The 9,745-nt window shown below is 64.4% G+C and carries 11 protein-coding genes; all 11 read right to left on the bottom strand.

From position 1 onward, the window contains the following. Positions 1-762: 762 nt before the first annotated feature. Genes HY726_02590 through HY726_02640 form a run of 11 tightly spaced genes read right to left on the bottom strand, consistent with a single transcriptional unit; the run spans position 763 to position 9,660 of the window. A complete protein-coding gene (locus HY726_02590; GenBank protein MBI4607881.1) occupies positions 763-2,730 on the bottom strand; it encodes a response regulator in 1,968 nt (655 codons plus the stop codon). 43 nt (positions 2,731-2,773) lie between these two features. Beyond that, positions 2,774-3,061, bottom strand: coding sequence for a hypothetical protein (locus HY726_02595; GenBank protein MBI4607882.1), 288 nt, complete (start codon positions 3,059-3,061; stop codon positions 2,774-2,776). Between the two features lie 39 nt (positions 3,062-3,100). Further along, complete coding sequence (locus HY726_02600) at positions 3,101-3,391, bottom strand: hypothetical protein (protein ID MBI4607883.1); 291 nt, start codon at positions 3,389-3,391, stop codon at positions 3,101-3,103. Positions 3,392-3,435: 44 nt separating this feature from the next. Then, positions 3,436-3,780, bottom strand: coding sequence for a gas vesicle protein K (locus HY726_02605; GenBank protein MBI4607884.1), 345 nt, complete (start codon positions 3,778-3,780; stop codon positions 3,436-3,438). Then, complete coding sequence (locus HY726_02610) at positions 3,752-4,480, bottom strand: GvpL/GvpF family gas vesicle protein (protein ID MBI4607885.1); 729 nt, start codon at positions 4,478-4,480, stop codon at positions 3,752-3,754. Before HY726_02610 ends, HY726_02605 begins: the two co-directional genes overlap by 29 nt. 3 nt (positions 4,481-4,483) lie before the next feature. Continuing rightward, positions 4,484-4,693, bottom strand: coding sequence for a gas vesicle protein (locus HY726_02615; GenBank protein MBI4607886.1), 210 nt, complete (start codon positions 4,691-4,693; stop codon positions 4,484-4,486). Continuing rightward, a complete protein-coding gene (locus HY726_02620) occupies positions 4,683-5,486 on the bottom strand; it encodes a GvpL/GvpF family gas vesicle protein (protein MBI4607887.1) in 804 nt (267 codons plus the stop codon). Before HY726_02620 ends, HY726_02615 begins: the two co-directional genes overlap by 11 nt. After that, positions 5,483-6,100, bottom strand: a complete 618-nt coding sequence (locus HY726_02625) for a hypothetical protein (GenBank protein ID MBI4607888.1) — start codon at positions 6,098-6,100, stop codon at positions 5,483-5,485. The genes HY726_02620 and HY726_02625 overlap by 4 nt, the downstream gene beginning before the upstream one ends. Beyond that, positions 6,097-6,555 carry a response regulator gene (locus HY726_02630; GenBank protein MBI4607889.1) on the bottom strand — a complete coding sequence of 153 codons (459 nt, stop codon included), beginning with the start codon at positions 6,553-6,555 and terminating at the stop codon, positions 6,097-6,099. Before HY726_02630 ends, HY726_02625 begins: the two co-directional genes overlap by 4 nt. Before the next feature lie 7 nt (positions 6,556-6,562). Then, complete coding sequence (locus HY726_02635; protein MBI4607890.1) at positions 6,563-8,704, bottom strand: CDC48 family AAA ATPase; 2,142 nt, start codon at positions 8,702-8,704, stop codon at positions 6,563-6,565. Next, positions 8,704-9,660: an ArsA family ATPase gene (locus HY726_02640; GenBank protein MBI4607891.1), complete on the bottom strand. Its 957-nt coding sequence runs from the start codon at positions 9,658-9,660 to the stop codon at positions 8,704-8,706. The genes HY726_02635 and HY726_02640 overlap by 1 nt, the downstream gene beginning before the upstream one ends. Positions 9,661-9,745 lie beyond the last annotated feature (85 nt).

Here is a 9,745-nt window from a genome sequence, read left to right on the forward strand (position 1 = left end):
CCTTTCGGTGGGGGTGTCGAAGCCTGATCCGCCTCAACACCACCATACCTGAGGGGGCTCTTGCGTTCTCAATCTCTAATTTGGACAAGAGTGATTCTCCCCCAAACGAGGAGGTGTGTAATGCAAGCACCTTGGCTTAAACCAGGGGTCTGGGGTGCGATCATCGGCGCTGTGGCGACCATGATCATCGGCTTTTCATGGTTGGGGTGGACCCTCGGCGGCACAGCCGAGAAAATGGCACAGCAACGTGCTGAGTCAGCTGTTGTCGCCGCTCTCACCCCGATCTGCGTCGAGAGGTTCATGAAGCAATCCGACGCAACCACGAAACTGGCAGAACTCCGGAAAACTGATTCGTGGCAACAACGAGAATTTGTCGAAAAGGGCGGCTGGGCCGCTATACCAGGAACCAGCGCGCCCAACTCAGCAGTCGCAAGCGCGTGTGCCGCGGAACTCACGAGGACCAAAAGCTAGCCCAGCAGTCGGGCTCCATACGGGCCGCTCACTGCCTCAAGGTGTAGCGGCAGCCAGGTTCGCGGCGAAGTGGTGGAGGCCCAGGTAGGACGAGCGTTCCCCACTCTGTCCACTGCTACCACTCTGCTACCAGTCCACCCCGCAGCAGGGGATACCAGGAGCACCACGGCCTACTCCGGCTCGTCGGTTTTTTGCGGCGATAGGTTCTCCTGGGTCGGCTCAGGTGGGCCAAGGTCACAACACCGCCATGTTCGACGACGCCCGCCGGTTTCTGCAATTGCTCGAGTAGAATCAGGCATTTCCGACTCGGCTGATCGGCCCAGTGCTCCGGTCCAAGGCTCGGACGACCAGGGTCAGCACGGAATTGATTTGAAATGGCTTGGAGAGGATGAAATCCACTGCACCTTTCCCGACCGTTTCCGGATCGAACTGTTCCCCCCAGCCGGTGACGAGGATCACCGGTGTCTCCCGGCTGACCTCCTTGATAGCCCGCGCCACCTGCCAGCCGGAGATCTCTGGCATTCCGAGGTCGGTGAAAACCAGATCGAAGTGTTCATCGCGAAAGAGGGCCAGCGCTTCATTCCCGCTGGCGGCCATCCTGACTGAATGCCCCTGGGCCATCAAGACCTCTGCCAGGATGGCTCGCACGTCTTCCTCATCGTCGATGACGAGGATGGCGGCGCGTTTGGGAGCGGTCGGGGGTGACTCCGCCTCTCGCTCAGTGGAAGCACCCTTGCCGGCAGGGAGGCGGACGGTGATGGCTGTCCCTTGTCCTTCCCGGCTCTGGATTCCGATGTCGCCTCCGTGCCGACGGAGAATCCCATAGGTCACGGAGAGCCCCAGGCCGGTGCTCTGGGCTCCCTTGGTGGTGAAGAACGGTTCGAAGGCCCGTCGTCGCACTTCCTCGGACATACCGCACCCTGCGTCGGCGATGCTGACGGTGACGGACCCTTCAGCCGAGGCCGTCCGGATTCGGAGGGTGCCGCCGTGGGGCATGGCGTCGAGGGCATTCAATACGACGTTCATCAGGGCCTCCCGGAGTTCCGAAGGATCGCCGGCCACGGTCGGGACCTCTCCGAGCTCTCTTATTACCTCGTACCGAATCCCCTGAGCCTCAGCCTGGTCTTTCCAGCGTGGGCGGGTGGCATCGAGGACATCGTCGACCAGCTCGTTCAGAGAGACCGTCACAAACGCCTGTCCCCGACGGATCCTGGTGAACTCCTGGATCCGGCGGACGGTGCGCGCCCCATCCCAGGCCATCCGCTCGATGACCTCCACCGATCGCCTCAGGACAGGGTCTTCCAGGTCGGGGCGAAGGAGCTGGGCGCGCCCCACGATAGCTGCCAGGATGTTGTTGAAGTCGTGGGCAACCCCGCTCGCCATCTCGCCGAGGGCCCGGAGCCTCTCGAGCTGCACGACCTTTTCCTGGCTCTGCTTTAGCGTCTCGATGGCCCGCGTCGCTCTGTCGTACAACCGAGCATTCTCGAGCGCAATGGCCGCCTGACTCGCGAAGGAGTCCATGAGGTCGTGGTCGGCCTCGGTGAATGAGCGCGTCATGCGGCTGATCACCCCGAGCACCCCCAGGACCCGCTCTTCTTTCCTGAGGGGGACTCCAGCAAAGGTCCCAACCGGAGCCACCATCTCGGTGCGGGGATGGCCCCCCGTCCCCTGAGCCACTTCCCGCACCAACTCCTCGACCCAGGTGAGCGTGGCGGAAGACGGCGCTAGAATCTCAGCGGTCCCGGCGCTAGCTCTGAGGGCCGGCTCCCCGGAGTCCTCCTGAATCACCCAGAGTCCGGCCGCCTCTACCTCTAGGAGAATGACCGCCGCCTCCACGATCAGGTCAAAGACGGTTTCCAGATGCAGCGTAGAGGTGAGAGTCTGGGAGAGGAGGAGCAAGGTCTCCAACCGCTTGGCCGTCTGCTCCCTCGCCTCGATGAAGTCCCAGAGGAGGCGGGCGCTCTTGGCGCCGACGATTTCCGTGCTCGAAGGCCGCTCGCTGAGAAGCGCCTCCAGCACTTCTGACTTGCCGGTGACTTCGATGACGACCTCGGGGCTGTAGCGAAACACCGCCCGGTGTTCGCCGACGGTCGGGAGGCTGCGCTCGCGGGCCAGCAGGAGGCCGGGAGCCTCGGCATTGACGTCCGCCACGGCCACGATCTCCACCTCAGGGTTTTGCGCGAGGAGCTGGATCAGAGCCTTTCCGCCCCTCCCTGCCCCCACCACCGCAACTCGGGTCGCCACCGCCGACTCGCTCATCTCAATCCCGCCGGCTCCCATCCCGTCCCGGCGGAGCGGGGATTCATACCTTGGAGGTCCGGGTCAGTGCTTTCTCGGTTTTCAGGATCAGCGTAGCCGTCTTCCGCCGGGCGCCAGAGATGGCCTGGCAGTTCACGCAATGGACATTGCCCTCGTCGAAGGCTGAGCACTGGAGGAGGATCTCCACCTCTTCGCGGAACGCATGAGCCAGCTCCGCCTTCTGCTGGATTCCCTTGGCCTCGTTGATCCGTTGGATAAGCTCCTGAATTTTGCTCTCCTGTTTGGGAAAGAGGTCGATGGGACAGTCGATGTTGGGTACTGATTCAAGCATGCTGGCTCCTTTCCCCTCCTCCGCACACCGGCGCTATCCTCACGGTGACTCTCTGCTCGACCGCTTGAGCGAGGCTGTTGCTTCCTCTTCGGGGAGTGTGGGGCGACGGGACCTGATCCGGATCAGGATTCCAAGGCGTTCCTCGAGGTGCCGGATATACCCTTGGAGGCGCTTGATCTCGGCCTGCTGGCTGGCGATCAGCCGATTCTGGTCCCACATGACCCATGCCATGAAAACCATGAGACCAAAGGCCAGGATGGCAACTGTCGCCAGTTTCACACGGAGCCGAAGGGGTCCCGCGATCTCCACCCAGATCCCGCGGGTGCCCATCGTTTCTTCTCTCTCAGCATCCGTCGGACGCAGGGGTGGCGCGATCACATCAGGTCCCCGAGCGGGCCGAGAGACAGGTTGAGATCCTCTTCGGTGAGGCCGAAGAGGGCCCGGAGCTCCGCCATCTTCGCGTCAAGCCTCAGGAACGTCACTCCCATTCGCTCGATCTCCTCAGGAGTGAGGGAGCCGGCCTCGATGCGCCGGAGGGCCTGCTTCTCCAGGAGCCGGCGGAGCAGCTCGACGAGGGTCAGCACCAGCTTGGCCAGCCCTTGCTCGACCTTCTCCGGGTCGGCGTTGATCCGCCTCGGCAGGGCTTCAGGGAGCCGTTCCAGCTCTCCCTCGAACTCGTCCAAGGAGCTCTCAGGCGTGGACAGTGTCTTGGGCTTCATCGTGAGCTCCGTTGACGAAGTGGTACGGAGGCCAGGGGCCGGTGAGGAGGAAGCTGAGGCGGGGAAACTCCTTCCGGGCCTTGGCCATACCTTCCCGAAAGGCGTCCACCCGATACCGCTCCACGAGATAGGCCCCTGTGAAGAGCAACCGGGCGGTGGGGAACCGCTGAAGCCAGCTTTCTACAGCCAGGGAGCGGAAGAGCGGCTGAACCTCCTGAATTAATCTCTCCCCGGCCCGGAGGAGTTTGGCCCGATGCCGCTCCTCCCTCAGCCTCCCACAGAGGTATTCCGTTCCCGGCCCCGTTTCCTCGATTTCTTGGTCCGCTGAAACCTCGGCGTCTCTGGCCGCCTTCCAGAGCACCCGAAGCCCCATTTCCACCTTCCCTTCCACCCGCTCAAGCGCCGACCCAAATGCCTGAGCCCGTTCCTCCAGTAGCGCGATGACCGCCTTCTTGGTCCTGAGACACGTATTGAAGCGAACGGGAAGAATGGGGCGGGCGGCCATCACCTCCTCCACTACCGTCTCGTGGACGGTCAGGTGGGCCTCGTCGACGGGCCAGGGGTGGAGCGCTGACCGGCCGACTACAGCGGCCAGGTCTGCATGGGAGACGAGAAAAACAGGACACCCTCCGAGGCCTCGGATCTCCTGTAACAGGGGCGGGGGGAAGCCGACGATCCCGTAGAGGTAGAGGCCATTCATCGCTTATTCCCCTGGCGCTCGAACGCCCAACTCCCTGGCGGTCTCGACGGAGGCGATGAGGAGCCGGAGGCCCAGGTAGATCAGGTCTACATCGGCCACAGAGAGGGTTACATCCCCCGCGACCACGACCCCCCGGTTGAGGAGGCGATCGAGCGTCTCAAGGAGCGTGACCTGCCGCTCCCGGCTGGAAGCAGGCTGACCGTTATCCCTCATCGTCAACCCACCGAACAAAGTGGTAAGGGGGCCAGGGGCCCGAGGCCAAGAGCCTGAAGCCTTCTTCGGCGTGGCCCCGGTTCCACTGCTCCACCTCCGCGAGGAAGGCCTCCACCTCCTCCCGCCTCACGAGACAAGCCAGGTTGAGGATGATCCTCTCTCCCCGCGGGGGCTCTGGGAGGAGGGGAGGATACGCTGCCAGCTCCACCACTGTCCCCCGGATAGCCTCCAGGGCCTCGCGGGCAAGCACTTCCTCACGCTCCTGGGATTTTTCGGAGGCGGTCTCCTCGATTTTTCTCTTAAGGAAGAACGCCTGCCCGGGCGGTTTGGGGCTCGCCTCGCGGGAGAGGGCAACCAGCTCCGGGTCGCTGCGGAACACCGCGGCGCGGAGTGCCGCACGGTCCGCGAACCCCTTCACTCCCCACTCGACCTTGTCTCTCAGGAACTCCAGGGCCTCCCGGATGCGCCGAGCATTCCTTCGGATGACTGCCCGGATCCTTTCCGGGTCCGTGAAGATGATGCCCAACTTCATGGGAAGAACCGGGCCTTTGGCCAGAGTCGCCTCCACGATGGCCTCATGAAGGCGCACTTTCTCCTCTAGCCAGTGGAGATCCTCCAGGTTCCGGCGGAAGGCCTCCTCACCGAACTCGGCCAGAAGGACCGGGCTCGCCAGAGCCGCGATCCCGTTCTCCGCGATGAGGCTCAGGGGAGAGCGCCCGTCGATCCCCGTCAACGGCGGCAGGTCTTCGTGGCAGAGGAAGGCATAGAGGTACCAACCGGCGTCAGGGTTCATGAGCGCTCCTCCACCTCCCGCAGGGGGAGCCGGTCGATGAGAAATTCCACCTGGATTCCCTCGGGGAGGAGGCGATCCACCTCGTGCAGCATTCCCAGGAAGACAAGGCCCACTTCTCCCTCCTGCAGCGTCTCGGCGATCCGCCGGGCGATGAAGGCGTCGCGCTCCTTCAGGATCTCTGCGCTCTCTGCCGCGTACCGTCGCGTGGCCTCTTCCCGCTCGGCGTCGGTCGGCGCCTCGGCGATCCGCTTGATGTGGGTGTACTCCCGGCTCAGCAGGTCGGGCGACTCCGTCCCCATGAGCCTCGCCCCTCTCCCGACTAGCTCCATGACGATCTGGTAGTTCTTGCTCCCCTGGGACGCCACATCCCGGGTGATTTCAAGCTCTTTCCCCGAGACGGGAAGGCCGTCCTGATAGATCCTGACCCTCTCCCAGGGGAGGTCGAGGGCCAAGAGCCTCGCCCTGATCCCCTCCCAGACCTCGTCGATCATGCGGCGGCTCCTCGCCCAGCGCTCGCCCCCAAACCGCCGGATGGACTCCTGCTTCAGGGCCTCCGCCCTGGACCCCATGTCCACCATGCTGTGGATGACGGGGACATAGATGAGCCGCCTCACGTCCTTTGCTCTTCACCCCTCATTGCTTTCCCCACCTCCTGGGCTACAAGCGTGAGGAGCCGGTCCAAGTGAAAGGGCTTACCGAGAAACTCCGTCACCCCCAGCGCCATGGCCTCCCGAGCATACTGAGCCGTCCCCTGGGCCGTGAGGATCACGACTCTCGTCGTATTGCCCTGCGCCCTGATCCGCCTGAGGGTCTCGACGCCATCCATCTCCGGCATAACCAGGTCCAGGATGATGAGGTCTGGAGGCTCCTGCTCAACGAGCCTCAACGCCTCGCGGCCATTCTGAGCTGTCGCCACTCTAAAATCACCCAACGCCAAGATCTCGGCCAGGAGGCGGCAGATCTCCTCCTCGTCGTCCACTACCAGGACGGTCCCCCTCCCGTGGCTCTGCGTCATCTCCTTCGAGATTTCATGTCCGCGAGGGTCACCATACCGGACGCGTGCCTTCATCTCACGCTCACCTCCCTCCTCCTTTTCCAATGGATTTCATGGCCTCTACCAGATGAGCCATGCGCACGACGTATCCCTGAAAGTCCGGATCGCTCCCCCACGGATGGACCTCCACGTACTCTCGGATGGCCAGCATGGCGGCCTTCCGGCAGATCGCCTCGATCTCAGCTCCAGCCAGCCCTTGGCCCTCTCTGGCCAGGACGGCCAGATCCACATCCTTGGCCAGGGGCTTTCCTTTCGTGTGGACTCGCAAGATCTCAAGCCGCTCCCCCTCATCGGGCATTGGGATCTCGATAAGCGAATCGAAGCGGCCGGGGCGGAGGAGGGCCGGATCGACGATGTCCAGCCGGTTCGTGGCCGCCACGACTATAACCCCCCGAAGCTCCTCGATCCCGTCCAGCTCGGTGAGGAGCTGGCTCAGGACCCGTTCCGAGACACCCGATGGGTCCAGGCCCCGCCTCGGCGCCAGAGCGTCGAGTTCGTCCAGAAAAATGAGGCAGGGGGCGGCCTGCTTGGCCTTCTTGAAGACCTCCCGGATGGCGCGCTCGCTCTCCCCCACCCACTTGGACATGAGCTGGGGCCCCTTGATGGCGATGAAGTTGGCCCGGCTCTCCGTGGCCACGGCCCTGGCCAGCATGGTCTTGCCGGTCCCGGGGAGGCCGTGGAGGAGGATACCCCGCGGGGGTCTGGCCCGGGCATGCTGGAAGAGGGGCGCATAGCGGAGCGGCCACTCGATGGCCTCCACCAGTTCCTGCTTGACGGCATCGAGCCCGCCCACGTCCTCCCACCGCACATCAGGAACCTCCACGCTGATCTCCCGCAGGGCGGAGGGCTCCACTTCCTTGAGAGCCTCGAAGAAATGGGCCCGGTGGATCCTGATCTCCATGAGGGCCTCGTAGGGGATGGCGCCCACCTCAAATTCAATCTGGGGGAGAAGGGCGCGGAGGGCCGCCATGGCCGCCTCCCGGCAGAGCGCCTCCAGGTCCGCACCCACAAAGCCGTGGGTGATTTCGCTCAGCTCCTCCAGGTCCACATCTTCGGCCATGGGCATCCCCCGGGTGTGGATTTCGAGAATCTCCCGCCGACCCCGCTTATCCGGGATGCCGATGGTGATCTCCCGGTCAAAGCGACCGGGCCTCCGAAGGGCCGGATCGAGGAGATTGGGAAGATTGGTCGCGCCGATCACAATGACCTGGCCGCGGGAGCGGAGGCCGTCCATGAGGGCCAGGAGCTGGGCCACTACTCGCTTCTCTACCTCGCCCACCACCGTCTCGCGCTTGGGGGCGATGGCATCGATCTCGTCCAGGAAGACGATGCTGGGGGCCTGGCGCTCGGCCTCCTCGAAGAGCTTCCTGAGCTTGGCCTCCGACTCTCCGTAGAATTTGTGGATCACCTCTGGCCCGCTCACGGCGAAGAAGCGGGCGTCAGTCTCATTGGCCACGGCCCTCGCAATGAGCGTCTTGCCGCAGCCCGGCGGGCCGTGGAGGAGGACCCCCTTGGGGGCGCCAATCCCCAGCCGCTCGAAGACCTCGGGATACTTCAAGGGGAGCTCGATCATCTCCCGGACCCGCTGGATCTCCCGGTGGAGCCCGCCGATGTCTTCATAAGAGACCTTGGAAGGCTCCACCGGGCCCTCGGCCTGGCGGACGCGGAGCAGGGTAGTGGGCTGAACGATGACTGCCCCGCCCGGTGCGGTCTCCAGGACGGTGAACTCCTGGGCCATGGTGCCGAAGAGGGTGGCTCGGATCCGGTCGCCGGTGAGAACCGGCAACCCCTCGATGAGCCGGGCGAGGTAGCGGGTGTCCCGCTCCCGCTGGGCCGGGCGCATCAGGGAAAGGGGGGAAAGGGTAAGCCTCACCGCCGGCCTGGCCTGCATCTTCGTCACCGTCACCCTCTCGTCCAGTCCCACCTGGGCGTTGGTTCGCGTGAGGCCGTCCACCTGAACGATCCCCTTCCCCCTGGCCTCCTGATAGGCAGGCATCACTTTGACCACGGTCTGGCGCTTTCCCTGGATCTGGACGATATCGCCCACATCGGCGCCGAGGGCCTTTATGTCCTCGGGGTCAAGGCGGGCGAGGCCGCGGCCTACGTCCTTGGGGAGGGCCTCTGCCACCCGGAGGGTCAGGGGTTTGGAAGGCCGCTCCTCCATCACTCAAGGCCTCGTTCCGTCACGACCACGGGATCCGCGCTGAACCACTGGACAGGGAGGGGAACCCCCCTGAGCCGCTGAAGTCCCTTCACCTGGTGGGGGTGCTCCAGCAGTTTGAAGATTGTGAGCTGGGGGAAGGCGCGCTCACACTTCTGGAGCAAGCCCCGCTGCTCCTGCCACCGCTCGTGGCAGAAGGGGCACGCCCCGCGCTCCGAGGAAACCATCCGGTTCACGACCAGGCACCGGACGGGGATCTTCATGCGGCCCAGCTCCTCGACCAGCCTCTGGGTCTCGGCAATGGCCATCGTCTCCGGGATGGTGACGACCACGAACTCGCACCGGCCTGGATCGCGGAGGAGCCCCTGGATCTTCCTTACCGTCCGCTTCATAGTGAAGAGGAAGTCGTCCGCGGGCTCGTGGATTTCCCGCCGCGCCAAGCGGGAAACCACATAGCGGTACTTGTAGCGCATCCGGGCCAGGACCCTGATCCACTCATCCAGCAGTTCGGGGAGAGCCAGGAGGCGCAGGGCGTGGCCCGTGGGGGCCGTGTCCAGGATGTGGAAGTCGTACTCCCCCCGATCCATCAGCTCCACCAGCTCCATGAGGGCCATCACCTCGTCAAGCCCCGGGATAGAGAGGGAAAAGAGGTCGTCGAGGTCCCCTTCGTCCAGGTAGGTTCCGGTTTCCAAGATCCGCTTGATCTCCTCCCCGTGCTCCTCCTTGAACTTCAGGAAGAGCCGCTCGGCCGAGATCTCCAGCGCAGAGAGGTTCTCCACCCCCTCCATCTTCTGGACCTCAGGGCCAATCTCGTGCTCGAGAGAGTCGGAAAGCGAGTGGGCGGGATCGGCCGACACCAGGAGCGTCCGGCATCCGGCGTCGGCGAGCTGGACTGCGGCGGCCGAGGCGCAGGTGGTCTTGCCGACTCCTCCCTTGCCCCCGAAGAGGATCAGCTTCACGTGCCGTTCCCGGCCTTGGCGACGGTGACCTCCAGGATGCCGTTCCGGTAGGAGGTCCGGAGCGAATCCCGCCTTCCCTTAGCAG

The sequence above is a fragment of the Candidatus Rokuibacteriota bacterium genome (genome assembly GCA_016209385.1).
GTDB lineage: Bacteria > Methylomirabilota > Methylomirabilia > Rokubacteriales > CSP1-6 > JACQWB01.

Bases quoted from the DNA above. Each gene is read 5' to 3' on its own strand.
- HY726_02610 (MBI4607885.1), bottom strand. From the start codon at position 4,480: ATGAATGGCCTCTACCTCTACGGGATCGTCGGCTTCCCCCCGCCCCTG.
- HY726_02605 (MBI4607884.1), bottom strand. From the start codon at position 3,780: ATGAAGCCCAAGACACTGTCCACGCCTGAGAGCTCCTTGGACGAGTTC.
- HY726_02595 (MBI4607882.1), bottom strand. From the start codon at position 3,061: ATGCTTGAATCAGTACCCAACATCGACTGTCCCATCGACCTCTTTCCC.
- HY726_02615 (MBI4607886.1), bottom strand. From the start codon at position 4,693: ATGAGGGATAACGGTCAGCCTGCTTCCAGCCGGGAGCGGCAGGTCACG.
- HY726_02630 (MBI4607889.1), bottom strand. From the start codon at position 6,555: ATGAAGGCACGCGTCCGGTATGGTGACCCTCGCGGACATGAAATCTCG.
- HY726_02590 (MBI4607881.1), bottom strand. From the start codon at position 2,730: ATGAGCGAGTCGGCGGTGGCGACCCGAGTTGCGGTGGTGGGGGCAGGG.
- HY726_02600 (MBI4607883.1), bottom strand. From the start codon at position 3,391: ATGGGCACCCGCGGGATCTGGGTGGAGATCGCGGGACCCCTTCGGCTC.
- HY726_02635 (MBI4607890.1), bottom strand. From the start codon at position 8,704: ATGGAGGAGCGGCCTTCCAAACCCCTGACCCTCCGGGTGGCAGAGGCC.
- HY726_02620 (MBI4607887.1), bottom strand. From the start codon at position 5,486: ATGAACCCTGACGCCGGTTGGTACCTCTATGCCTTCCTCTGCCACGAA.